At 64.0% G+C, this 23,705-nt stretch carries 17 protein-coding genes; 10 read left to right on the top strand and 7 right to left on the bottom strand.

What is annotated here, in order from left to right; all coding sequences use genetic code 11:
• Positions 1-70 precede the first annotated feature (70 nt).
• Complete coding sequence (gene argJ, locus KIO76_RS08380) at positions 71-1,318, top strand: bifunctional glutamate N-acetyltransferase/amino-acid acetyltransferase ArgJ (RefSeq protein ID WP_213322576.1); 1,248 nt, start codon at positions 71-73, stop codon at positions 1,316-1,318.
• Entirely contained in the window at positions 1,315-1,722 is a 408-nt protein-coding gene (locus tag KIO76_RS08385; RefSeq protein WP_291976123.1) for a (deoxy)nucleoside triphosphate pyrophosphohydrolase, read from the top strand. The genes argJ and KIO76_RS08385 overlap by 4 nt, the downstream gene beginning before the upstream one ends.
• Positions 1,723-1,922: 200 nt before the next feature.
• Here the strand turns inward: KIO76_RS08385 and KIO76_RS08390 are convergent, their stop codons facing one another.
• Complete coding sequence (locus KIO76_RS08390) at positions 1,923-2,819, bottom strand: methyltransferase domain-containing protein (protein ID WP_213322578.1); 897 nt, start codon at positions 2,817-2,819, stop codon at positions 1,923-1,925.
• A gap of 195 nt (positions 2,820-3,014) precedes the next feature.
• Here KIO76_RS08390 and KIO76_RS08395 point away from each other — a divergent pair, with 195 nt between their 5' ends.
• The 3 genes from KIO76_RS08395 to KIO76_RS08405 all read left to right on the top strand — a co-directional run bounded on the left by KIO76_RS08395 (position 3,015) and on the right by KIO76_RS08405 (position 4,658).
• Positions 3,015-3,791: a ComF family protein gene (locus KIO76_RS08395; protein ID WP_213322580.1), complete on the top strand. Its 777-nt coding sequence runs from the start codon at positions 3,015-3,017 to the stop codon at positions 3,789-3,791.
• Between the two features lie 49 nt (positions 3,792-3,840).
• Entirely contained in the window at positions 3,841-4,101 is a 261-nt protein-coding gene (grxC, locus tag KIO76_RS08400; protein ID WP_213322582.1) for a glutaredoxin 3, read from the top strand.
• A gap of 65 nt (positions 4,102-4,166) precedes the next feature.
• Entirely contained in the window at positions 4,167-4,658 is a 492-nt protein-coding gene (locus KIO76_RS08405; RefSeq protein WP_213322584.1) for a DUF1178 family protein, read from the top strand.
• A 9-nt stretch (positions 4,659-4,667) separates the two neighbouring features.
• Here the strand turns inward: KIO76_RS08405 and KIO76_RS08410 are convergent, their stop codons facing one another.
• Both KIO76_RS08410 and KIO76_RS08415 read right to left on the bottom strand, forming a co-directional pair.
• A complete protein-coding gene (locus tag KIO76_RS08410; RefSeq protein ID WP_213322586.1) occupies positions 4,668-5,474 on the bottom strand; it encodes a TrmH family RNA methyltransferase in 807 nt (268 codons plus the stop codon).
• A 228-nt stretch (positions 5,475-5,702) separates the two neighbouring features.
• Positions 5,703-7,535, bottom strand: a complete 1,833-nt coding sequence (locus tag KIO76_RS08415; protein WP_213322588.1) for an ABC-F family ATP-binding cassette domain-containing protein — start codon at positions 7,533-7,535, stop codon at positions 5,703-5,705.
• A gap of 377 nt (positions 7,536-7,912) precedes the next feature.
• On the opposite strand from KIO76_RS08415, the gene KIO76_RS08420 reads away from it, so the two are divergent.
• Together KIO76_RS08420 and KIO76_RS08425 are read left to right on the top strand one after the other, a co-directional pair.
• Positions 7,913-9,961: an autotransporter assembly complex protein TamA gene (locus tag KIO76_RS08420; RefSeq protein ID WP_213322590.1), complete on the top strand. Its 2,049-nt coding sequence runs from the start codon at positions 7,913-7,915 to the stop codon at positions 9,959-9,961.
• Positions 9,961-14,307 carry a translocation/assembly module TamB domain-containing protein gene (locus tag KIO76_RS08425; RefSeq protein WP_213322592.1) on the top strand — a complete coding sequence of 1,449 codons (4,347 nt, stop codon included), beginning with the start codon at positions 9,961-9,963 and terminating at the stop codon, positions 14,305-14,307. The genes KIO76_RS08420 and KIO76_RS08425 overlap by 1 nt, the downstream gene beginning before the upstream one ends.
• A gap of 29 nt (positions 14,308-14,336) precedes the next feature.
• Here KIO76_RS08425 and tssM read toward each other — a convergent pair whose 3' ends face one another.
• From tssM to tssJ, 4 genes are all read right to left on the bottom strand, one after another.
• Positions 14,337-17,807, bottom strand: coding sequence for a type VI secretion system membrane subunit TssM (gene tssM / locus KIO76_RS08430; RefSeq protein WP_213322594.1), 3,471 nt, complete (start codon positions 17,805-17,807; stop codon positions 14,337-14,339).
• Positions 17,804-19,213, bottom strand: coding sequence for a type IVB secretion system protein IcmH/DotU (gene icmH / locus KIO76_RS08435; protein WP_213322596.1), 1,410 nt, complete (start codon positions 19,211-19,213; stop codon positions 17,804-17,806). Before icmH ends, tssM begins: the two co-directional genes overlap by 4 nt.
• Before the next feature lie 5 nt (positions 19,214-19,218).
• A complete protein-coding gene (tssK, locus tag KIO76_RS08440) occupies positions 19,219-20,565 on the bottom strand; it encodes a type VI secretion system baseplate subunit TssK (RefSeq protein ID WP_213322599.1) in 1,347 nt (448 codons plus the stop codon).
• 93 nt (positions 20,566-20,658) lie between these two features.
• Complete coding sequence (gene tssJ / locus KIO76_RS08445; RefSeq protein ID WP_213322602.1) at positions 20,659-21,102, bottom strand: type VI secretion system lipoprotein TssJ; 444 nt, start codon at positions 21,100-21,102, stop codon at positions 20,659-20,661.
• Positions 21,103-21,673: 571 nt separating this feature from the next.
• On the opposite strand from tssJ, the gene KIO76_RS08450 reads away from it, so the two are divergent.
• The 3 genes from KIO76_RS08450 to KIO76_RS08460 all read left to right on the top strand — a co-directional run bounded on the left by KIO76_RS08450 (position 21,674) and on the right by KIO76_RS08460 (position 23,699).
• Entirely contained in the window at positions 21,674-21,949 is a 276-nt protein-coding gene (locus KIO76_RS08450; RefSeq protein WP_349629406.1) for a PAAR domain-containing protein, read from the top strand.
• A 194-nt stretch (positions 21,950-22,143) separates the two neighbouring features.
• On the top strand, positions 22,144-23,034 hold the full coding sequence (locus KIO76_RS08455) for a methyltransferase domain-containing protein (RefSeq protein ID WP_213322604.1): 891 nt from the start codon (positions 22,144-22,146) through the stop codon (positions 23,032-23,034).
• A 197-nt stretch (positions 23,035-23,231) separates the two neighbouring features.
• Complete coding sequence (locus KIO76_RS08460) at positions 23,232-23,699, top strand: Hcp family type VI secretion system effector (RefSeq protein WP_213322606.1); 468 nt, start codon at positions 23,232-23,234, stop codon at positions 23,697-23,699.
• Positions 23,700-23,705: the final 6 nt, after the last annotated feature.

Raw genomic sequence — 23,705 nt, forward strand, 5'->3', positions numbered from 1 at the left:
TGCCGTGCCCCAGCTTATACCTCCGCGTCGCACCGAGCGGCGTAAGTCTCCTTCTCCCGATCGGCCCAACATGGCAAAAGAACATCCCGTCTCGCCACTTGCCCCCAAGACCGTTCCCGCGATGCCCCCCATCGCCGGCGTGCGCTTCGCGACCGCCGCGGCCGGCATCCGCTACAAGGACCGAACGGATGTGCTGCTCGCCATCTTCGATGAGGGCACGAGCGTGGCGGGCGTGTTCACGCGCTCCAAGTGCCCGTCGGCACCGGTTGAATGGTGCCGGGACCGGCTGGCCGGCGGAAAGGCACGGGCGCTTGTCGTCAATTCCGGCAATGCCAACGCCTTCACCGGCCGCAAGGGCCGCGAGTCGACAGCGCTCACGGCAAAGCTCGCGGCTGCCGCGGTAGGCTGTGCGGAAAGCGAGATTTTCCTGTCCTCGACCGGCGTTATCGGCGAGCCGCTCGATGCCACGAAATTCGAGGGCGTACTGGCCGACTGCGCGCGTCGTGCCTCGCCAGAGCCGTGGCTCGATGCCGCCAAGGCAATCATGACCACCGACACCTTCCCCAAGGTGGCCACGCGCGCCGCTGATATCGATGGCATTACCGTGACCATCAACGGCATCGCCAAGGGGGCCGGCATGATTGCTCCCGACATGGCGACGATGCTGTCCTATGTCGTCACTGACGCGCCGATCGCCGCCCCGGTTCTGCAGGCGCTCCTGTCCGGTGGGGTCAAGGGCTCCTTCAACGCCATCACGGTGGACAGCGATACATCAACCTCCGACACGCTTATTGCCTTTGCGACGGGCGCCGCGGTGGCCCGCGGGGTGAAGCCCATCGAGGCGGTAGATGATCCGCGGCTCGCTGCCTTCAAGGTGGCTTTTGACGCTCTGCTGCTCGACCTGGCCCATCAGGTCGTGCGCGACGGCGAGGGTGCACGCAAGTTCGTCGAGGTCCTGGTGCGTGGCGCCGTGGACGACGCTTCCGCCAAGCGCATCGCGTTGTCGATTGCCAATTCGCCGCTGGTGAAGACGGCGGTTGCCGGCGAGGACGCCAATTGGGGCCGTGTGGTCATGGCCGTCGGCAAGGCCGGCGAGCCCGCCGAACGCGATCGCCTCGCGATCTGGTTCGGCGATATCCGCGTCGCCGTCGACGGCGAGCGCGATGGCGCCTACGACGAGGCCGCGACGTCCGCCTACATGCGCGGCGAAGATATTTGCATCACCGCGGATATCGGGCTCGGCAGTGGTTCGGCCACGGTGTGGACCTGCGATCTCACCAAGGCCTATGTCGAGATCAACGGCGACTACCGCTCGTGAGTGTGAAGCTCACTCTTGTTGCGGCTTGCGCCCTCGTTGATGGCGACGGGCGCATCCTCCTCGCCCAGCGCCCACCGGGCAAGGCGCTCGCGGGCCTCTGGGAATTCCCGGGGGGGAAGGTGGAGGCCGGTGAGCGCCCGGAGGAAACGCTGATCCGGGAACTCAACGAGGAACTCGGCATTACCGTGAAGCAGGAATGTCTCGCGCCGCTCACTTTCGCGAGCTATCCCTACGAGACCTTCCATCTCCTGATGCCGCTCTACATCTGCCGGCGCTGGGAGGGCATCGCCGCTCCGCGCGAGGGGCAGACACTGAAATGGGTTCGGGCTACGGCGCTGCGCGACTATCCCATGCCCCCTGCGGACGAGCCGCTGGTACCCGTGCTGGTCGATCTTCTGCGCTAGGCCGAATTCGTGAGCCGCGCTGTTCCTCCCCGACGGGAGGGTGGCGCCGCTCTGGCCGAGACGGTGGCACTTGCGTGGTCCCTGGAGGATCGTTCCCGCCCCCTGGCCCCCCCCCACCCGACCTCGCTGCGCGAGGCCACCCTCTCTGAGGGAGGGATCCGCGCGCCGGCCACTCAGGGGGCGACGGTCGCGAACAGTGGTTACTCTGCCTCACCGCCCGTCTTGATCTCCTTGGTGTTCAAAGCATCTGCCAGCCGTACCTTGGCCGAGCCGGGTTTGAGCGGCTTCTGCTGACTCTCGTGCGGGACCCAGCCCGAAACCCAGAGGATGTCAAAAGTGGCCGGCACGCGGCCGTCGTCATCGGCGAAGCGCTCGTAGTAGAGCGCGACCGCATGGGCGAGCGTCTGCCGCTTCAGGGGCTTGCGACGGCGTTCTACGAGACTGTTCGTCAGGCCCATCGCGCGCAGGTCGCGCAGTAGGCCGATGGGGTGCTCGTAGCGAACCTTGACCGTATCGATATCAGCGACCGGCAGAGCAAAGCCCGCGCGCTGTAGCAGCCCGCCCATGTCGCGGATGTCGATGAAGGGCGCGACGCGGGGGCTGACCCCTCCCTCGATCTCGCTTTCGGCCTCCGCCAATATCTGGCGCAGCTCCGTTAGCGTGGAGCCGCCGAACAGGGCTGCGAGAAACAATCCATCCGGCTTGAGACTTCGGCGGATCTGCACGAGCGACCCAGGCAGGTCGTTGATCCCCTGGAGCGCCAGGAGCGAGACCACGAGATCGAAGCGGGCTTCCGCGAAGGGCAGCGCTTCCTCGTCCGCCACCAACGCGGCATCCCGCGTTCGGCTGAGAGCCGCAGCGGTGGGCGCAGCCCGGATGATGCGCCGCGCTTGCCCTGAGGCTGTGAGAGTCGAGACGGCGGCGTTAGTCGGTGTGCCGAGATCAAGCACCAGATCGAAGTCGCGCTTCACCGCTGCTAGCCGATCGGCGAGATCCTCGCCAGCCCGTGCCACCAGGAAGTCGATGAAACCCTCGCGGTGGGCACGCTCCAGGCGACGGCGGGCGAGGGCACGGTCGAAGACGATGGGCGCGGCCATGGAGGGTCCTTGATCCTGATCGAGCAAGCAGGAGGTGGTGTCGCGTTATCCTGCGCTTCGGTCCGGGGGTCAAAGACTATCGCTTCCGGAGGACCCGCCCGTTGTTCGCGGGGGGACCCATCGGACAGCCCTGGATGAACCTTTCACGTGTGCCTCCAACCGCCTAAACTCCAAGCGGGGGGGGGGGGGGATGGCATGGCGGAATACGAGAGCGGCTGGCTGCGGCGCTCGACCGAGGTGTTGCATAAGGGCGCGGAGGCGGTGGCGAGCCGGCTCGCCAGCCTGATTTATCCGCCTACTTGCATTGCCTGCGGCCATGCGACCGCCGAGCCCCATGGAGTCTGCGCAGCCTGTTGGCGCGAACTGCCATTCATCACTCGGCCTTACTGTGAGCGGCTGGGCACCCCCTTCGCGGTAGATCTCGGCGGGCCACTCCTGTCCCCGGCGGCCATTGCCAACCCGCCGGTATTCGAGAGGGCCAGGGCGGTCGCCCGTTACGACGGCACCGCCCGCGAATTGGTCCACCGCCTGAAATACGGTGATCGCCTTGAGCTTGGCAAGGCCATGGGCAGGATGATGACGACGGCCGGTGCGGAGCTTTTTGCAGAGGCCGCGCTTATCGTGCCGGTGCCGCTGCATCCGCGGCGTCTCTGGTCCCGCCGGTTCAACCAGGCCATGGTCCTGTCACAGGAAATCGCACGGCGCAGCGGCTTGCGTTGTGACGGACTCGTGCTCCACCGCCGCAAGAATACGCGGCCGCAGGTGGGGCTCACGCGCGCGGAGCGCGCTGCCAATCTCCAAGGCGCGTTTCATGTGCCGGACAACCGGCGTTTGGGGGGCGAACGCGTCATTCTCGTTGATGATGTGCTGACGACCGGCGCGACGGCCAATGCCGCCTGTCGGGCGTTGCTGCGGGGCGGCGCATCCCACGTCGATATATTGACCTTCGCGAGGGTTGTCGCGGAGGCATGATGACACCTATATGTCGCTTGAGCACAACTGTTGTGAACGGCGTCCCGCTATGGCTGATGTAACGATCTATACGAAGTCGTGGTGCCCCTATTGCCAGTCGGCGAAGGAGCTATTGACCTCGAAGAACGTGACTTTCACGGAGATCGAGATTTCAGGCAAGGCCGACGAACGTGCGGCGATGATCGCGCGTGCCGGAGGGCGGAGCACCGTCCCGCAGATCTTCGTCGGCGACCGTCACATTGGTGGGTGCGATGATCTTTACGCGCTCGAACGCCGCGGCGAGCTCGACGCGTTGCTGAAATCCGCCTGACTCCCGTGAACACACGTCTCCACCGGCCGACCGCCTGATCGTATTTCCGGAACAGTCCCCGACCCATGATCCGCTACAAGCTCGTCTGCGATAAGAGCCACGGTTTTGAAAGCTGGTTCAAGAACAGCGACGCCTTCGAGGCGCAGGTGTCGCGGGGCTTCGTGACGTGCCCGGTCTGCGGATCCGACAAGGTACAGAAGGCCATCATGTCGCCAAGCGTCGCGCGGACGGATCATGAACGGTCGAGGACGACTCCATCTGCAGAGGCCGTCAATGAGCCGGCTGGCAGCCCTCCCCGGGTTGCGGTGCCGCAAGCCGCATTGCTGACGGAGCGGGAACACCAGCTCCGTGAAATGGTGCGCGCGCTGCGGCAGCACGTAATCGAGAACGCGGCTTACGTTGGAGATGAATTTGCCGACGAGGCCCGCCGTATTCATGCGGGAGAGGTGGAAGAGCGCGCTATTTATGGCGAAGCGACCGGCGAGGAGGTCCGCGATCTCCTCGAGGAGGGTATCGAGATCCTGCCGCTGCCCCCCGCCCCCGAGAAGGGCAACTGAGCTCGGTTTCTACGGACTGAGCCTGTCGGCGGCATAATGATGCAGCACGATTCCGCTCGATGTGGCGACATTCAGGGAGTCCATGGTTCCGGCCATGGCGATGCGAACGGTCTGCGTTCCCTCCAGAAGATCGGCGGACAGGCCGGGGCCTTCCGCGCCGAAGATGAGGGCCGAGCGCCGAGCGGGACGCGTCTCGTGCAAGGACGTCGCGCCTGACGGGCTGAGGGCCACAGATGTGAAGCCGTTCTCCGCCAGCGCGGCCAGCATGTCCCTGCCGTCGATTGCGCGCCCGTAGGGCACGACAAAGCAGCCGCCGACCGAGACGCGGATAGACTTGCGGTACAATGGGTCGCAGCAGGTTGCGTCAAGCAGCACGGCGTCGGCACCGAAGGCGGCTGCATTGCGAAAGATGCCACCCATGTTGTCGTGATTGGCGATGCCGACAAGGCCGACGACCAGTGCCGCCGGTGGAAGCTGTGCGAGAAGCTCCCGCGCGCCCGGTGCGGATATGCGCCTGCCGATGGCAAGCAGGCCACGATGAATGTGAAACCCCACGATCTGGTCCATCACGGCCTGAGCGGCGACGAAGACGGGAAGTCCGTCCGGCCAGGCGGACCTGTCGAAGCTCGGCAAGCGCTTGTCGCTGATGAGCAGGGATTCGACCGTAAAATGCCGCTGACGCCTGAGCACTGCCAGGACGACCTCGCCCTCGGCGACGAAGCGCTCGCCGCGTCCGACAAGGTCGCGCTCCCGGACCGCCCGGTAGTCCGCGATGGCGGGATCGTCCGGATCCTGGACGGGGATGAGGATGGCCATAGCCCGACGTTCCTGCCTCTGGAGTGCGCCGAATTCCGATTTGATACCGTGACGCGTCATTCCGGGCGGCGGAAAAGGCCCGAGCCTAGAATGCATGAATACGACGGGAGACCGAGAAAGCGCCTACCCGGGGGGGGGGGGCTCCTGTCCACCACCCTGTTCGTGGATTCCGGGCCCGCTATGCGCGTCCCGGAATGACGGCTTGTTTCTCGCGGAGGGCCGGAACTCCTAGCCTCCGCTCTCTATCTCTTCGCGGAGCAGTTCGAGGCGGAGCCACTCTTCCTCGGAAGCGGCAAGATCCGCCTCTGCTTTGGATATTGCCTCCGACGCCTTCGTGAAGCGCGCTGGATCGCGCGCATAGAGATCGGGATCCTCAAGCACGGCCTTTAACTTGGCGATGTCGCGCTCCAGCGCCGCCATGCGTCCGGGCAGGCTTTCAAGAGCGTGCTTGTCCTTGAAGCTGAGCTTTGGCTTTGGCGCAGCTCGCTCCACCGGCTCGGAGCGCGGTATCGGTGCCTGGTCCGCCGACTTCCCCGCGCCGCTGCCGGTACCGCGCGTCGAGAGCTCCACGCCTGCGCCGCGCTGGGCGAGCATGTCGGTATAGCCGCCGGCATATTCCTGCCAACGCCCCTGGCCCTCTGCCATCAGCACGGATGTCACCGTACGGTCGAGAAAGTCACGATCGTGGCTGACCAGAATGACGGTGCCGCTGTAGCTATCGATCATTTCCTCGAGCAGGTCGAGGGTTTCCAGATCAAGATCGTTGGTGGGCTCGTCCAGCACCAGAAGGTTGGAAGGCAGGGCAAGCGCCCGCGCCAGCATCAGCCGCCCACGCTCCCCCCCGGACAGCTTGCCGATGGGCATGTTGGCCTGCTCGGGCGTGAACAGGAAGTCCTTGAGATAGGACATGACGTGCTTGGGCGTGCCGCCCACCATCACCGTGTCGCTGCCGCCACCCGTCAGCGCGTCGCGCAGAGTGGCATCGGGATCAAGGCCGGCGCGGCGCTGGTCCAGGCTCGCCATGGCGACGTTGGCGCCGATCCGCACCGCGCCGCTGTCGGGGGCGAGCTGCCCGGTCAGCATATTGATCAGCGTGGTCTTGCCGGCGCCGTTGCGCCCAACGATGCCGATACGGTCACCCCTGGCGATGCGGACCGACAGGTCGCGGACCACAGGTTCCGCGCCATAGACCTTGGAGATGTTGACAGCCTCTATGACAAGCTTGCCGGAGATGTCCCCCTCGCTTGCCGTCATCTTGACATCGCCAACGGCGCGTCGAGCGTCCCGGCGCTCTTGGCGCATGGCGTGCAGGGCACGCAGACGTCCCTGGTTGCGTTTACGCCGGGCAGTCACACCATAGCGTAGCCAGTCATTTTCCTGGGCGATGCGGCGGTCGAGTTTGTGTCTGTCGCGTTCTTCTTCCTCGAATAGGGTATCCCGCCATGTTTCAAAGGCGGCGAAGCCCTGCTCCAGCCGTCGTGTGATTCCACGGTCGAGCCACACCGTCGCCCGTGACAGCGTCTCCATGAAGCGGCGGTCGTGGCTGATAAGGACGAGCGCGGAGCGCAGCGAACGCAGCTCGCTTTCCAGCCATTCGATGACCGGCAGGTCGAGATGGTTGGTGGGCTCGTCGAGGAGGAGAATGTCCGGTTCCGGCGCGAGCAGCCGCGCCAGTGCGGCGCGGCGCGCCTCTCCGCCGGACAGGCGCGCGGGGTCCTCTGTTCCGTTGAGACCAAGCTGTTCGAGCAGATATTGCGCCCTGTAGGTGTCGTCGCCTGGCGCCAGCCCCGCCTCGACATAGGCGAGCGTGTTGGCGAAGCCCGTGAGGTCGGGCTCCTGCGGCAGATAACGCAGGGTCGTGCCTGGTTGCAGGAAGCGTTGGCCGCTGTCCGGCGCGATGAGGCCGGCGGCGATCTTCAAAAGCGTGGACTTGCCCGACCCGTTGCGTCCCACAAGGCAAAGCCGCTCACCAGATCCAACGGACAAAGATGCCTGTTCGATGAGGGGCGTTCCGCCAAAGGTCAGCGCAATATCCTGGAGCAGCAAAAGAGGTGGCGCCATGGTCCCTATCGGGTTCGTTCAAATGGATCTTGGTCTCAGCCTTCATCGGCATGAAACCGACAGAGTCGAGACGGGGGTGATAACGCCCGCGCAGGAGCATTGGAAGAGCGGACGAAGTCGCGCGTATTGCGCCGAATCAATGATTTATCGCCAAGAGGTAGCGTTCATCATTTGTCATCCTTATCATGATCGAATGGATTTTAAGGAATTGCAGTTGTTGATAGGCACGCTGATCGCGCGACGCTTTGTGTCGCCGCGGTTGCCGGGCCCCCCGAGTTGAGTTGCGTTCAGTGAAAGTCCAGCCCTTCAATCCCGCTCCCGACAGGAGATGCCGCAGCCCCGGGGCTTCGCCCGGCAGAAAGCTCCGAGCCAGCCTCATGGCCGGGACGCAGCTCAGCGCCTGGGCGCCGTCGAGGGTGTGGGCGGTCGGCATGGGATTGTGCCTTGTTTCGCTGGTAGCCGCGCCGGGGGAACTCGCGGCGCAGACCGCGGGAGGTGGCGGCAGCACCTCCGGACAGGCGGAGAGGACTGACAATCGCTCGTTCTTCGACCGCCTCTTCGGACGCAAAGCGGAGCCGGAGCAGCCGCAGATTCCGGTGCCGGATGCCGTCCCCTATGAAGTGACCATCGACGTTGTCGGCGATGACGACACCCTTGAGCAGCGGATTCGGGACGCTTCCAACCTCGAGGAGCTGAGGAGAAGTCCACCATCGGGGGCGGAGGGGCTGGTGCAGCGCGCTGCGGCTGACCTGCCGCGACTGTTCTCGACGATGGCGGCGCTCGGCTACTACGAAGCTAAGATCACGGTGACCGTCGCAGGGGTTGACGTGGACTCGACCGCCGCGGCGGCGCGCGTCAACAGCGCCCGGCGCGCGGGTCCTGTGCCTGTGGTCATCAATGTCAATCCGGGCCGTCTGTTCACCTTCGGCAGCCTGAAGGGCGTCAATGCGGCGACAGGCGCCGTGGTCGATCCGCCCGAGGCATGGGCGAAACTGAACTTCGCGCCAGGTGACCCGGCGGAGAGCAGCGTCGTGTTGTCCGCCGAGGCCGCGCTCGTCGCGCGTTTTCGCGACATCGGTCATGCCTTCGCCAAGGCGGTGAAGCGTGACGCCATTGTGGATTATGCGACCGGGCAGATGGATGTGACGCTGCGCGTCGAGCCGGGTCCCCTGGTACGCTTCGGCGATGTCCGGGTCTCGGGTACCGAGCGTCTCAATCCCGGCTTCATTCGCCGGCGGGTGACCTTCCGTCCCGGGGACGTGTTCTCCACGGCCGCGCTCGATGATTTCCGCAGGGAGCTCAATTCCTACGACGTTTTTGATTCCGTGCGTATTCGCGAAGGCAGCGCTCTGAATGATGCCGGGGAGCTGCCGATCGACGTTGAAGTGAAGGAGCGTCTGCCGCGCTTCGTGGGTTTCAGCGCAAAATACTCGAATACAGATGGTCCCTCGGTGAATGCCTATTGGGGGCACCGCAACCTGTTCGGCAATGCCGAGCGCCTGCGGCTCGATGCGACAGTCGCTGGGGCATCGGGCAAGATCCTGGGCGCCGATGGCCAGGAGGTGCCCTGGCGCGACAGGCTGGGCTTTAACTTCGGCGCAACCTTCGAGGTGCCGGGTATCTTCACGGTGCGGGATGACCTGATCGTGAAGGCGAATTATCTGCGCAACGTTACTGAGAACTATACCCAGCAGGGCTTTCTCGGGTCTGTGGGCGTCAAGCGTGAGTTCTCGAAGGAGTTTACGGCCCAGGTCGGCCTGAGTTTCGAACGCGCCAAATTCATGCGCGCCTACGGCGACGTCAGCGGCAGCGGTCGTTACTATACCCTCGTCGGCATTCCGGTGGAGGCCACCTACGACACCACGGATTCGAAGCTCGATCCGACGCGCGGCTTCCGGGTGACAGGCACCGTCACTCCCTATCCGAGCTTCCTCGGGTCGACCATCGGAATGACGGAGATGAAGGGAGCCGTCTCCGGCTATCTCAGTTTGGACAAGGATTCCCGCTATATCCTCGCCGGACGGGTTCGCATGGGCAGCATTGTCGGTGTGGGTCTCTATGATATTCCGCCGCCCCACCGCTTCTTCGCCGGCGGCGGCGGCTCCGTCCGCGGTTACGACTATCAGAGCATTGGCCCCAAGGACGCGTTCGGCCGCGTCATCGGTGGGCGCAGTCTTCTCGAGGGGTCTGTCGAGATGCGCATGAAGGTCACCGACACCATCGGCGTCGTGCCCTTCGTTGATGCGGGTGGCGCGTTCCGCGACAGCGTGCCGTCCTTTGATGACGACATCAAATATTCGGCGGGTATCGGGCTCCGCTACTACACCAGCCTCGGCCCGCTCCGCCTCGACGTCGCCCGTGGTCTGAACCGTGACAAGGGCGATCCGCCATATGGCATTTACATGAGTCTTGGGCAGTCTTTCTGATGCGACGAGTTTCCTTCCCTGTTCTGCGCGTGGCATTGACGGCCCTGGTCGGGCTGGTCGTTGTCGTGGCGCTCGGGCTCGTCGTGTTGACGCGGACGGATTTCGGTCGCGCCGAAATCGTGCGCCTTGTCGAGCGTTTCGCCAGCAGCGATGGCATGACGATCCGGATCGGACGTCTCGAGGGCGCGCTTCCCGCTGAGATGCGTGTGCGCGATGTAACGATTGCTGACCCACGCGGCGTGTGGCTTTCCATCGATCAGGCGGATCTGCGCTGGCGTCCTCTCGCCCTGATCAGCGGCCGGCTTGATGTGGAACTCGTGCGTGTTGGCCATCTCGACGTGGCGCGCGCGCCGGACATGCCTCCCGCGCCGGCTCCTGCGGAGCCGTCTTCCGGGATGCCGCAATTGCCGTTCGGTGTTTCGCTGCAGCGCATGGACGTCACGCGTCTGACGTTGGGCGAGCCGCTGCTTGGCGTGCCCGCCGCTTTGTCGCTCACCGGCATGGCTCGTCTCGTGGATCCGGCGCAGGGTCTTGTTCTGGACATGTCTGCGGATAGGGTCGACGATACGCCCGGCCGTGCGAGCATTCAGCTCAATTTCCGCCCGGATACGCAGCAGCTCAAGCTCGCGGTTGACGCGAGCGAGCCGCCGGGCGGCCTTGTTTCCCGCCTTGCCGCCTTGCGCGGCGAGCCGCCCATTTCTCTCAACATCAGCGGCGATGGTCCGCTGGACGATTGGAGCGGACGTCTGCGCCTCACTCTGGGTGACAAGGCCGGAGCGGAGGGCGAAGCGACGCTGAAACGTAGCGGAACCTCCCGCAGCCTCGATGCCACGCTGCTCGCTGACGTGGGCGCGGTTCTGCCGGAAGAGCTCGAGCCTCTGGTCGGCCCCACGACCATCAAGGTCGACGCCTCATTCGAGGATGACGGTGCGATCACATTGCGCAACGTCGCGGCTTCGAACACCGCTTTCGCGCTGACCGGCGACGGCGTAATCGCGCAAGGCGGAGCCGTGGCTGGTAACGCGCGGCTCAGTCTTGGCGAGGTCGCCCCATTCGCGGGCTTTCTCCCCAAGGTTCCGGGCCCGGATGGCCGCATCGTGCCGATGGCGTCCTGGCAGTCTCTGGTTGCGGATCTTGCTCTCGGCGGCACCGTCAACGCGCCCGAGGCCACGCTGAAGCTGGCCGGGCGCGATATCGGGATTACCGCCGCAGGTGGCCGGTATGACACCGGAGCTGTATCGCTCAACGCGACCGTCCGCGGCGATGGCCCGCTCATTGCCGAGGCGACCCGGTTCGCTATCAAGCTCGACGGCATCGCTGACGCCTTGTCGGCAAGCGATAAGGCCGTGGCGTCGGCGCTCGGGCCGCGGCTTACGCTGGCGGCTGAAGGAACGGCCGAACGAAGCGGCCGGCTCGACATAGCCGCCGCGCGCATCGAGGCATCGCCGATCGTCGCCACCTATGCTGGGCAGGTCGATCCCGCGTCCATCAAGGGCAAGCTCACGATCGAGCGTGCTGACATGGCCGCGTTGCGCGGCTTCGTCGAGCCGGACCTGAGCGGACAGGTGCAGCTTACCGCCGATGTCGACGCCGCCTTCGACATGAGCCGGCTCATCGTGACGCTCGATGGCGCTGCGCAAGATTTGAAAACCGGCATCGCCATCGCGGATAATCTCCTTGGCGGGCGTGCGACCGTGAAGGGTACCGTGCGCCGCGCCGGTGATGGCAGCTTTGGTTTTGAGACCTTCTCAGCCGATGCCGCCTATGTCTCGCTGACCGCTGACGGCTCAGCGACGGACCAGCGGGCGAATGTGGTTGCCAAGATCGCGCTGCCGGATCTCCAGCGACTCGATCCGCGCGTCTCCGGTCGCGGCGATATCTCAGCCAATCTCACCGGCAGCCTTTCCCGTCTCGACAGCCAGGCAACCATTCAGTTGCGCGATGCCAAGGCCATGGGGCGGCCCATCGAGCGGCTGGTCTTGAACGTCACTGCCTCCGACGTGCTGAATGCGCCGCAGGGCGAGCTCAAGCTCGACGGCAGCGTGAACGGCAAACCAGCCCGCGGCAGCGGTCAATTCGCGCGCAAGGCGGATGGCGCCTCAGACGTCCGGGATCTCGACATAACGCTCGGTTCGGTGGCCGTGCGTGGTTCGCTGTCGGCGTCGCCGGCCTCGCTCGTGACGGGCCAGCTTGCGGTTACGGCCGGCGATCTGCGCGACCTCGCGCCGCTTGTGCTCGCCGAGATCGCTGGCCGCCTCGAACTGATGGCCAATTTCGACGCGCCTGATGGCAAGCAGGCGGCGCGCATAACCGGCTCTGCAAATCGCATCGATGCCTTCGGCGTCACGCTGACCGACGCGAAGATCAACGCTACTGGGCGGGATCTTTTCAAAGCGCCGGCCTTCAATGGCCAAGTCGATATCGATGGAGTCGCAACCAGCGGCCTCACGGTGTCACGTGCCCGTCTTACCGCAGAGGGCGAAGGCAATACAACCGACGTCAATCTTAACGCGGTGGTGCAGGGAGCGGATCTTGCGACTTCGGCCCGGATCACGCCGACCGATGGCGGCATTGATGCCTTGATCCGGAGGCTCACCCTGTCGCGCGGCCAGACGTTGTCGCTGTCGCCGGATGCACGCATCAGCCTGCGCGATGGAACTGTCACGCTGTCCAACGTCGAAGTGCGTGCAGGCGCGGGGCGATTGACGGTCGCCGGCTCGGCTGGCGAGCGGCTGGACGTGCGCCTCGCCGCTCGGGCCATTCCGCTCGCTATCGCGGAATTGTTCGCGCCGGGCCTCGGCGTGACGGGAGCGCTCAATGGAGATGTGACCCTGTCGGGGACCGCCGCTCAACCCTCGGGCCGCTACAATCTCACCATCACCAATCTCACCGCGCCACAGATCAGTGATGCGGGTCTTCGGCCGCTCGGCGTCAATGCCGAGGGCACTCTCGGCAACGGCCGCGTCAATGTGGATGCGCGCGTGACCGGTCTCGCGAATTCCAACCTGCAGATCAGCGGCTCGGCTCCCCTGGGAGCTGGCGCGCTCGATCTCGGCGTCAACGGCCGCATCGACCTTGGCCTCATGAATGCGCGCCTCTCGGCCGCCGGCCAGACGCTCACCGGACAGGCCATCGCTGACCTCCGTATTCGCGGGACTGCGGCGGCGCCGACAGCCGCCGGAACGGTCCGCATCACCAATGGGCGCTTCCAGGATGCCGCTAACGGTGTCACGCTCACCAATATCGAGGCGGTGATCAACGGATCGGAACGCGAGCTCGTTATCACCAGCCTGACTGCGCGGGCGCGGAATGGTGGCGCCATCACCGGCTCGGGACGGGTGGCACTGGATCCGGCAGCGGGCTTCCCCGGGCAGATCGCCATCAAGGCGAACAACGCGCAGCTGATGGCAACTCCGGTCGTAAATGCCACGGCAAATGCGGATCTCGCTATCGCCGGCGCGCTCGCGACACGGCCGAGCGTCACCGGCTTTGTTGAGTTCTCGGCGCTGGAGATCACCTTGCCGAAACGTTTCCCGTTCTCGGCGACGCCGATCCCGGTTACGCGTGTCAATGCGCCGCCGGCCGTGCGGGCTCGCGTCGCTGCGGAACAGAGGGCGGCGGCTGCACAGGCCGCCAATCCCTTCGCAGCGACTCTCGACATTCGTGTGGCTGCGCGCAGCGGCATCGTGGTCCGCGGGCAGGGCATAAACGCGCAGCTCGGGGGCCAGCTGACCATCCGTGGGACAAGTGCATCGCCGCAGGCCGAAGGTGCCTTTACGCTCCGTCGTGGAACGCTCTCGCTGCTCGGTCGTCAGCTCACCTTCACGCGTGGTGAGGTGTCCCTCGACGGCGATTTCGATCCCCGCATCGATTTCGAGGCTGAATCGACGGCGGCCGGAATTACAGCCCGTATCCTCGTAACGGGGAAAGCTTCCAATCCGCAGCTAGAGTTCAGTTCGTCGCCGGAGCTGCCCCGCGATGAGGTGCTTGCCCGCCTTCTGTTCGGCAGGCCCTCTGGCAGCCTCTCAACCGGTCAGGCGATCCAGCTCGCCCAGGCCCTGGCCGAGTTGACGGGCGAGGGCGGCGGTCCGCTCGGCGCCATCGGTTCGTCGCTGGGTCTCGACTCGATCGATCTCGGGACGACAAATTCCGACGGTTCGGGCGGCGTGGCGGTCGGTATCGGCAAACAGATCAACGATCGCATGCGGTTGAGCATCAAGCAGGGAGCAACCCCGGAATCGAGCCGAGCCGCGGTTGATATCGACCTTGGCCGCAACATAAAGCTTGAGGCCGAAGCGGGTGCGGGCGGCGGCGCCGTTGGCATCGGCATGGAGTGGAACTACTAGCCTCTTCGGTCCGACGCGCTTGCCGACGCTCAGGGGATCTCGGGGCAGCGGAACTGCCGAAGATCCTTCAGGCTGAACGGGTTGATAATACTGGCGGCGATGAGGCGCAGGGTCGCCGAGCGCGAGCCCAAGGTGTAGCGCAGGATAAAGCGGTCAGGCGCCTGTCCCTCAAGTTTCGGCGCGCCAGCCTCGATCAATCGCAGAAAGGCGAAAGGGCCACGAAAATCGAGGCTGCCCGGTTCATTGCTGAGCCAGGGCGTGAGTTCTAGCTGCGCCGTGAGTTGCCCGTCGGCCGGGGGCCATTGCATGGTCCACAGGCGCGCTGGATCATGCCGGTAGACCAGGGTCTGTCCACCAATCGCGTAGGTCAATGTCTCGGCTGTCGCATCCAGCCGCAGGGGTTCCAGACTGAAGCGAACCGATGGCGCGGCCGGATTATCGGTGAAGAAGGCATCGCGTATGCGTGCAGCGCGCTGAAACTGTTCCAGCGCCGGGCGGTCGATGTCGAACGCCATGCCATGTACGGGGTGGACCTGCCAAGCCGGTGCGCTGACATCCACGAAGGGGCGGAGGTAGGTTGTGAAGAATTTTTCCAGCCGCCCCTGCGGTCCGAAAAGAGACGCGAAATCGTCAAGCGAGATCGACTGGCTAGCACGCCCGGAAAAGGGATAGCGGTTGCTGGTGACGAGCCGGCAGAACGGTTCCACCTCCCGCCATGCGGCTGCGACGCGGTCTTCCGTCGCGGCCGACGTCATGTCGGCGGCGGTATGGGCGACCTCATTGGCGATCCGCGCAAGCGGAGGAGGAAGGCTCGCGGCGCTATCCGCCAGCTGCCCGGCGGATGACCCGGCTGACAGGGGGGTAGCGGCATCCTGGGGGAGGTAGGCCGTTTGCGCCATCTGCCGGCCGAGAGCCCCGAAGCCGTCGATAGTCTGCCGAAGCCGCGATGCTCCGGTGTCGCCAGTCGCGACAAGTTCCCTAAGCCATGCGAAGCGCGTGGTGACCGGCTCACCCGTCATGAGGGTTCGCGGCTGGACTGCCCCCGCAGGGTTTGCGGATGCTGGCGGCGCGGCTGGCGTGAGATCCGTCTCCTGGCTGGCGGATTGGTAAAACCGCTCCAGAGGAGATGCCGGACCTGCAAGCTGGATCAACTGCTGGCTTGCCTGTTGCAAGGTGGGGGCTTGCGTCAAGGCGATGTCGTCGAGTAACTCGTTCCACGTCTCCACGTAAGCGGTGAAATAGTCCTCCGCGATCTCCTGCTCCAGTACCTTTGCGAGATCGCGGTTATCCGGTCCGGTCGCCAACGGAATGACCCATCCCTCTTTCGCGAGCGTTGCCGAAACATCCCGCAGCGCCGGGGCGACAACTGTCAGAAATCCGGCCCGCGTATAGAAGGCAGGAATGCCTTCGCTCAGGGGCTTGCCCGAGCGTCGGACGAGCAGACGACCAGCCATCGGCCCCGCGGCATCGATAGGGCGCCATGCGGACAGGCCGGCGGCGCGCACACGGGCCTGCAAGGTGGCGAGACCCCGCAGGACGAGGGTATTGATCGAAAGCGCCGCGCGTGCTGCTGCGATGCGGGTTTCGTCGAGCGATGAATGTGCCAGCGGGTGGGCCAAAAGCGCGCGGATATGGGGTGTCAGCCGATTGGCCGCGCTCTCATCCAGCTCGGGAGCTGTCTCTTTGCTATTGGCGATAAGCCAAGCCTGGGCTTCCTCCCGCCCGCCGTGGCGTTGTCCACCAAGCGTGAGGTAGGTCTTCAATCTGTCGAAAAGCGCGAGCTCCTCCGGAGGCGAGAGATTTTGCGGGCTCTCGGTCGGTAATGCGGCCTGGAGGTTGAGAAGGAGGCGAGGCAAGAGAAGCTGGATCTGCGCCCGATCATAGGCTCCACGATGCGCAGTGAGAAGCACATCGCGCGCGCTACCCAAGGGCAAGCCCGCTCCAAGCCCGGCCACGACCGGAAGATCCGCCGCCAACCGGTCGAGTACCGGCAGAACGTGTTTTAGATCGGGCGCGGGGGCCTCCGCATCTCTGTTGAGAGTGCGGATGGCGCTGTCGCTGGCAGCCAGGGATTGTTCGACGTCGTTCAGTGACTGATTGGTTTCCTCCAGCCTGTCCCGCCAGACGAGAGCGAGTGGGACGCTCCCCACGAGAAGGGTCAGCGCCGCCAGCGGTGCGAGCGTCGCCCGCCATGCTGCCCGCCACGGGTGATGTCGACTGGCCAGGCCCGCTTCCGGTAAGACGTCACGGTGAAGAAAGCGTGCGGCGATGCCGGGGCTCGCGGTTCTGGCCGCTGTGCTGTCTGCCGGATGGAATTGGCTGACGTCGAGGGCAAGTGACCGCGCCGCGCCATGAAGGAGGCGATCCTTGGGGAGATGGGTCTCACCTGTCGCAGACTGAACCAGCTGAACACCACGCAGAACGGGCGACAGCTTGCTGCAATCAGGCTGCAGGATTGCAGCGGCGAATTGTGTGATCCGATCAGTCAGGAGCGCGACCTCCACCGGAAATTCCAGAATGCAGCCGGCGTGGTCAACCCGCGCGACCGTTCCGGCGCGACGGACGCTATGGCGCGCGAGACGAAGAAGCATCGCACGCAGACCGTCGTGCAACGTCCGGATCTGCTCCTTCGCCTGCCTTGTGGGCGAGGAGGCGGGTGTCGTCCCGGTTAGATCGAGAAGCGTGAGGTCGTCGAGCTCGGCGCAACCTGCGTAATAGCCGCGCAGATTGTTGATGCCGGTGATGACGAGATAAGCCGGAAGGAAGGGCCCGGCGATCTGCGTCACATGCGCGATACGATCGCGCCAAGCTTCCGCGAGGGCGGCACGCTGGTCAGCCGGGGCGTCGAGGAGTTCCGTGGCACCGAGCTCTACGATGAGGCCATTGAGCGGCTGCAAGGGACGCATCCGTTGGATAAGCTTGAGCAGGCCGTGCCAGCGTGCTTCGGTTTCGATCTCGTCCCTTTCCACACTCTTGCGGAAGGTTTCGACAGGAGCGGCCGCCGCTAACGCCAGCGCCTGGCGCCCCGACCACACCGCGGCGAGCGGGTTCTGATCCGTGGACGTCGGCTTTGCTGGGCGTTCCGCTTCGAGTTTCAACCCCATGGTCTTGAGCAAGAGACTGGCGGACTCTTGTGTCGAGCCCAGGACCAGATACCAGGGAGTTGCGTAGGCGATGGGCCGCAGGCCACGCCAACGGCCGCCGGTGCGGACCAAGACCGTCCTGATTTGGTGGCGAAGCCTCGCGAGGTCCGCAGCTATGGCGCGCTCCGCCGCGGCGCGCGAAACGTCCGCGGGCCCCCGTCGTCGCACCAGGAGCACGACCACCGCTATGGCGGCCATAAGACCGATCAGCGCGATCAGGAGGATGCGTGGGAGCACAGCGGCGAGAGGCTGCATGTCCGCAATAGTGAGGAGCGGTGCCCCGAACCAAACGGCGGCCGCCAGCTCGAGCGCGAGAACGAGCACCACGGTGACGAGAAGCCAGACTGTCTTGGTCATGGGACACGGTCCTCATGGGGAGCGACTGGGAATGAAGCGCTTGTCGGGACGAGGATCTCGACCCGGCGGTTGTGGGCGCGTCCTTCCGGCGTGCTGTTGCTTGCGAGCGGTTCGCGATCGCCACGGCTTTCGGGGTGGATCGTCGTGGCGGGGGGAAGCCGTGCGCGAAGAGCCCCAGCGACGGCTTCTGCCCGGCGCATGGCGAGAATGGCGTTCGAGCCGATCTGGGGCGTATGGATAGGCTGGCTATCCGTGTGCCCGATGACCGTTATCGCCGCCGGCATGCCCTGCAGCACGGTGGCAACGGCTCCAAGCAACTGCCCCCCCGTTGCGGACAGGGTCGTGCTCGCGCTGGCGAAGAGCCTCCCGTCGATGAGCCGCACAATAACGAAGTCGGGCTGATCCACGATGCTGACGCGCCCCTCGGCGATTTCAGAGGCAAGCATGCGCCGCAGGCGCGCGGAGGTTGTCTCAGGCGCCGGCACCTTCGCTTCGACCTTGGACATCTGGCGGCTGTGCAAAAGGGGCACCTGCTGCGGAGCCTCGGCGGCGCGCGGTTTGGGAGCGCTATTCGGTATCAACAGCGCGGCCTTTGCCGCCGCCGCCTCCACTCTGCTTTTAAGCGCTAAAGTCATGACCACGCTCGCGCCCAGGACGGCGACCGATAACGTGATCGCGATGGCGAACACCGTTCTCGACAGCTGGGGGGCGCGATGCGGAGCGTCGACAGGTAGCGCGCGGGCGAGCAATCGTGTACCCCGAATGTCGGCCGTTTCCTCGAGCAGTCTGCTGAGGTTTGCACGGATGAGCGCAAGTTGAGCTGCACCATTAGGCAAGATGCGGAACTTGCCCTGGAAGCCAAGCGCGAGACATAGCGACATTAGCGTGAGCTTATCCGCATTCTGTTTCGGCTCGCGCTCCAGCTGCGCCAGGAGATCAAAGAAGCGTTCACCGCCGCAGGCTTCGTTGAACATAAGGCTGACGAGCGTGTTACGCGCCCACGCATCTCCCCCGCTCCAGGCCGCGTTGAGCGCCAGGTCATCGAACGTCGCAGCAAGGGCGTAACAGGCAGCGGCGCGGGTGCCCACATCCAGCTCGCTGTGGGTCCCGATACGGCGAATCTCGGCAGCGAGGCAATCACGCAGCGCGCCGACATCGCGGGGCGTGAAGCTCGCGAACCGCCCGGCCAGCCAGGTTAACTGCGCCGCGCTCGCGAGAAGGGGGGTATGCGCAGCAGCAGCGAACGCTCGCGCGACATCCAGACTATTCTCGTCTGGACCGAATGGGGCGGACATCGCCGCCATTGGCGACGGGAAGATCGACCGCTCTCCCGGCAAGGACGGGGCCGACGGCGCAAGCTGCTGCGCGGAGGGCGCCGGAGTGGCGAAAGGATTGTCGGTGCGCATCCGCCCTAGCCCCGCAAGGCCCATACCTCAAGGGTGAGACCCGGGAACTCCCCCGTCACATGGAGGGCAAGGCTCTCTGTCGCTTCGACCTGCTTCCATAGCGGGCCAGTGCGGTCACATTCGAAATAGCAGTTGCCGGGACTGAAGGGGATCTGCCGCGGCGCGACCGGCAACGGCCGCAGCTTCATGCCCGGAAGCGCGGCATTCGCGAGATGCTGGATCTGATCCCCAGAGCCGATCTTGAGCTGTGCCGGGAGCCTTTGGATAAGTGTTTCTGCCTCGATATCCGCCCGCGCCGCCACGACTATGGCTGCGTCCGCGAATAATCTTGGGTGATGCAAGCTGTGATCATCAGTTGCTACGATACGAATTCCATCTCCCGCGTCGACGAGCGGGATAAGGACAGCACCACGATCCGGAACCCCTCCGAGATAAAGGCGAATTGCGGCGAGGAGCGGCAGGAAGCTGCGTGCGGGATCGTCATGGCTGTAGCGATAGCTGTCGGCCATCGGTGCTGCTGGCGTGACGATTGCCGCCAGCTCGCCGACAAGCCCGAGCAGAAGCTGAAAGACCGTCTCTGGATGGTGGAGGCCATGCTGGTTGATGTGCTGCAGCTGCAGCCGATGCCGATTGATGCTCTGGAGCAACAGGAGTTCGGCAGGCCCGGTTGTGTCCAGTCCTGACCGCAGACGGCCAGTAAGCCCTTCGGCACTCTGGCTGAGGAGCCCCTCAGCCTCGATAAGCAGACCCGAAACGGGCGGCGACGCGGCGATCACGAGCGCTGGGGGGCTGTGCAGATCGTCAAGCTGCACACCAGTCGCGGCGTCGACGCTGGCTATGCGCGCCACCGGCAGCGAAAGGTCGGAAGGCGGCGCTGCAGGCGTGCCGAGGGCGTAGCGCAGGCGCAGCTTGCCAATATCGATCTCCGCTGTGCCACCGTGCAGGCTATGCGTATCCAGTGCGGAGATCGAGACGGTCCGGCACCGGGCGGACGGGACCTCCTCCTCCGAAGCGGTAATTTCGATCGAGCCCGAGCTGCGCGGCGGCAGCGTGAGATAGACGAAGGCTCCATTCGCGGATGGTGTCAGCGGCAGAGGTGCGAGCCGTCCATCGCCATCCTGAAGGGAAAAGGCCGTTCCATCCTCGAAGACACCTGCACATTGGCGCAGGCCGAAATGGCGCGTCGCCAGCAGCTCGCGATCAATATCGATATGCGTCACGCCCCACCCATAAGGCCGCAGGACATGACAGCGACGACGAATGAGTTGTTCTAGATAGCGCGTCTCCTGCTGGAAATGTTGTGGCCGGATAAACATCCCTTCCGACCATGAAACCTTGCTATACTCAGACATTTAATGGGATTGCCTCAAAAGAATTACTCGCGCATTAGGAAAAGCCGATAGGCGAGCCCCTGCTGAGCTGAGAGCCAACCGCCCGCGGCAACGTTAGCGCGCGGGCTGAACCACGATGCCGGAGCCGTCAATGGCGATCGCCACTTTGGCATCCTTACCCGGCTGAGTTTGAAAACTGCTGCGCCATTGCAACCTGTCGAAATGCGCAAAACCGGCGATGACGCCAAGCGCGCTCGTCTGCGCGGCCAGCTTGCCCGAGACGGCCTTACGGGCACCCGGTGATACGACCGTCGAATGTGTAGCTAGCAAACTATCACCAAGTGTTTGTTTCCCTTTGGTATATAAGCTGTCGAAGTTGGCGTCTTGAAAGGGCGTCAGAGACGAGAGCTCGAATATCTCGACAACAACGGGCGAGGCCCGGCCATCGTCATCGGGATTTACTGTTGGCCCGGCAACGATCGTCGCGTCCAACATCGCCGCGCGTGATGGCGCATTCGAGGCGCAGCCGCCCAGCGCAATGGAGGAGAGGCATGTCATGATGCACCCAAGCGTATATCGCCGTGTTAAGCTGCCAATGTATCCGTCGGATAGTCTTAAAAAAGGCCCTTTGCCTTGAGCATTGCCTCGCCATGCAGTCGTGCCTGTCCCGCGCCACCGTCGCGCTTCACGAAATCTCACGCGCGAGGATCGTGCGCAAAATATGCAGCACCATCGGCACGCATGCGGCTGGTCCATATCGCTAATCTTCCCAGGAACGTGTGTCCGGCATCCGGAACGGCTGCATGGCGGGCTCTATCTTAAATGCTGCGAATGCGACGATGCGTGTTTTTCGTCTCTCATTCTGCGCACCGCGTAAATCAATCGTCGAAACCTTTCCTCCAAAGTATTAAATTCCGTATTTAAAGATAAGACGTCAAACGCATTAATTTCAGCAGAGCGTGCATTGCAATACGCGCGTATATCGTGCCGGTGTCCAATGCGGAGCAAGTGGAGGATCTGGATGCCGGCTGCGGCTAGAATGGGTGACTTGGTAAGGCAGACATCGCCGCATTGCCACGCCCCGATCCACCCTGCGGCGCCGGTGCCAGCGCCTTGCGCCCATCCGGCTATGCCGCTGGCCTTGCTAAAAGGTGAGCCGACAGTGCTCATTGGCGGTCTTCCCGCAGCGCGTCTTGGCGATGTTTCCGCGCCTTGTGTGATGGCCGGTTGCCTGCCAGGAGGCCCGGGAGTAGTTTCCGGCGCGTCATCGACCGTATTCATTGGCGGATTGCCCGCCGCGCGCGTGGGCGATGAGACCCTGCATGCGGCCTGCGTCGCGCCCATTCCGGCGCCAACAGGGCGTATTCAGTCGCCGGGATGTCCGACGGTGCTGATCGGCGGTTAGCAATGCGCCTGGTTCATTATGAAGCCCTGTCTCCGCGGTGTCCCGGCTGTTTGGCGCGGTGGCGTGAGGATATAGCCACATCCCCGCCCGCGCCGTTGCGACTGTTGCCGGGCAGCGCCAGCATAGATCAAGATGTTCAGTCGGGGGTCTTGCGTTGTCCGGAGTGTGGTGGCGGTTATCCAATCATCGAGGGCTTGCCGATTTTGGTGAAAGATCCGGCAACGTTCTTGTCGGAACAGCTCGTCTACGCCCTTCTCCCCCAGGACTGGCCCGCTGCGCTGCAGGATTGGTTCGGCGAGGCGTTCGCCCAATCCAGCTGGTTTCCGACCATGCAGCGCCACCTCTCGACTTATGGCTGGGATCATTACGGCGCCGGTCCTGATGCGGCGGCCAGCGCCGGCAATCCGCAGCCGGGTGGCGTGCTTGCCTGTCTTTCGGCCGGTCTCGATGGAATGCCCAGTCTGCCGCAGGGACCTGTCGTCGATGTTGGTTGCGCCTGTGGCCGTGCAACCTTCGCGCTGGCCCAGCGTACGGACGCGCTCGTGCTGGGGCTGGACATCAGCATCCCATTGCTACGCCTTGCCCAGCAAGCACTGAGGGGGGGCAAGATCACATATCCGTTGCGGGATATTGGTAACCGCTTCAGTATTCAGGCGATCGCCGCGCCACTCCCGCGCCGTGAGAACGTTGATTTTTGGGTTGCGGACGCGCATCACCCCCCGTTTCTGCCTGCGTCCTTCGGGTGTTTGGCCGCGCTCAATCTGCTGGACTGCGTTGCAGATCCCGCTCAAGCCCTCAGATCAATGTGTGAAATGATGACAGAGGATGGCTTGGCTGTCCTCAGCATTCCCTACGATTGGGGAGAGGCTGCGACGCCGATGAGCAAGTGGATCGGCGGGCGCATGGAAAATGATGCATCAGCACACGATCCGGAATCTGTACTGCATAAATATATCACCGATATGGGATGTTGCATTCTCAAGGATATCAAGCGTCAGCCCTGGCGTTTGCGAATCCATCGCCGTTCCACGGTGTGCTATGATAGTCATGTGTTGCTGGTAAGATGGCGGGAAGCAGCGCAATGAGGATGGCGGCGCGAGACGCGCCTCCCAATCGGCACGTCACAACTATATATCGCTATAACATGCTTGAATATCCTGTATATCAACGAAGAGTTGCGCTTTGCGCTTAATGTATTGTAGCAGGGTTTCGGGGGGTGCATTTCCCGATGCGGCGTCATATTCTCGATTCCGGTATCGAATTCTGTTGAGGGATTGAGTGTATGTCGATATATCTCAAGCACGATAAGATAAAAGGATCTGTGACGAACCCCGAGTTTAAGGGGGCTCTCGAGCTTACAAGTGTGGAATGGGGGGTTGGGCGGTATATCGGCCAGAAGGTCGGGAACTCGGCCAATCGTGAGGCCGGCGAGGCGACCATCAGCGAGGTCCATATTCGTCGTAAGGTCGATGGAAGCTCTCCGACGTTGTTCGAGCATGCGTCCAAGATAAAGGACGCGTTCAAGGTCGAATTGATCTTCATATCGTCGGGGAATTCAACCTATCTCCGCATAGAGTTGGAGAACGCCATGCTTTCCTCTTATTCTTTTACGGGGCGTGGTGATAGCGAAGACGAAGAGAATTTCTCCATCTCCTTCACGAAGATGGAATATAAATATATCACGCGAGGTGCCGACAATAAGCCTGGAACCAATATCGTCGGATCTTTTGATGTCGCCGCGGCGGCTTGACAGCGT

The organism is Chelatococcus sp. YT9 (assembly GCF_018398315.1).
Lineage (GTDB): Bacteria > Pseudomonadota > Alphaproteobacteria > Rhizobiales > Beijerinckiaceae > Chelatococcus.

Bases quoted from the DNA above. Each gene is read 5' to 3' on its own strand.
- KIO76_RS08420 (WP_213322590.1), top strand. From the start codon at position 7,913: ATGGCCGGGACGCAGCTCAGCGCCTGGGCGCCGTCGAGGGTGTGGGCG.
- KIO76_RS08395 (WP_213322580.1), top strand. From the start codon at position 3,015: ATGGCGGAATACGAGAGCGGCTGGCTGCGGCGCTCGACCGAGGTGTTG.
- KIO76_RS08410 (WP_213322586.1), bottom strand. From the start codon at position 5,474: ATGGCCATCCTCATCCCCGTCCAGGATCCGGACGATCCCGCCATCGCG.
- icmH (WP_213322596.1), bottom strand. From the start codon at position 19,213: ATGCGCACCGACAATCCTTTCGCCACTCCGGCGCCCTCCGCGCAGCAG.
- tssM (WP_213322594.1), bottom strand. From the start codon at position 17,807: ATGACCAAGACAGTCTGGCTTCTCGTCACCGTGGTGCTCGTTCTCGCG.
- KIO76_RS08390 (WP_213322578.1), bottom strand. From the start codon at position 2,819: ATGGCCGCGCCCATCGTCTTCGACCGTGCCCTCGCCCGCCGTCGCCTG.
- KIO76_RS08405 (WP_213322584.1), top strand. From the start codon at position 4,167: ATGATCCGCTACAAGCTCGTCTGCGATAAGAGCCACGGTTTTGAAAGC.
- KIO76_RS08460 (WP_213322606.1), top strand. From the start codon at position 23,232: ATGTCGATATATCTCAAGCACGATAAGATAAAAGGATCTGTGACGAAC.
- tssK (WP_213322599.1), bottom strand. From the start codon at position 20,565: ATGTCTGAGTATAGCAAGGTTTCATGGTCGGAAGGGATGTTTATCCGG.
- KIO76_RS08425 (WP_213322592.1), top strand. From the start codon at position 9,961: ATGCGACGAGTTTCCTTCCCTGTTCTGCGCGTGGCATTGACGGCCCTG.
- KIO76_RS08450 (WP_349629406.1), top strand. From the start codon at position 21,674: ATGCCGCTGGCCTTGCTAAAAGGTGAGCCGACAGTGCTCATTGGCGGT.
- tssJ (WP_213322602.1), bottom strand. From the start codon at position 21,102: ATGACATGCCTCTCCTCCATTGCGCTGGGCGGCTGCGCCTCGAATGCG.
- KIO76_RS08415 (WP_213322588.1), bottom strand. From the start codon at position 7,535: ATGGCGCCACCTCTTTTGCTGCTCCAGGATATTGCGCTGACCTTTGGC.
- argJ (WP_213322576.1), top strand. From the start codon at position 71: ATGGCAAAAGAACATCCCGTCTCGCCACTTGCCCCCAAGACCGTTCCC.
- grxC (WP_213322582.1), top strand. From the start codon at position 3,841: ATGGCTGATGTAACGATCTATACGAAGTCGTGGTGCCCCTATTGCCAG.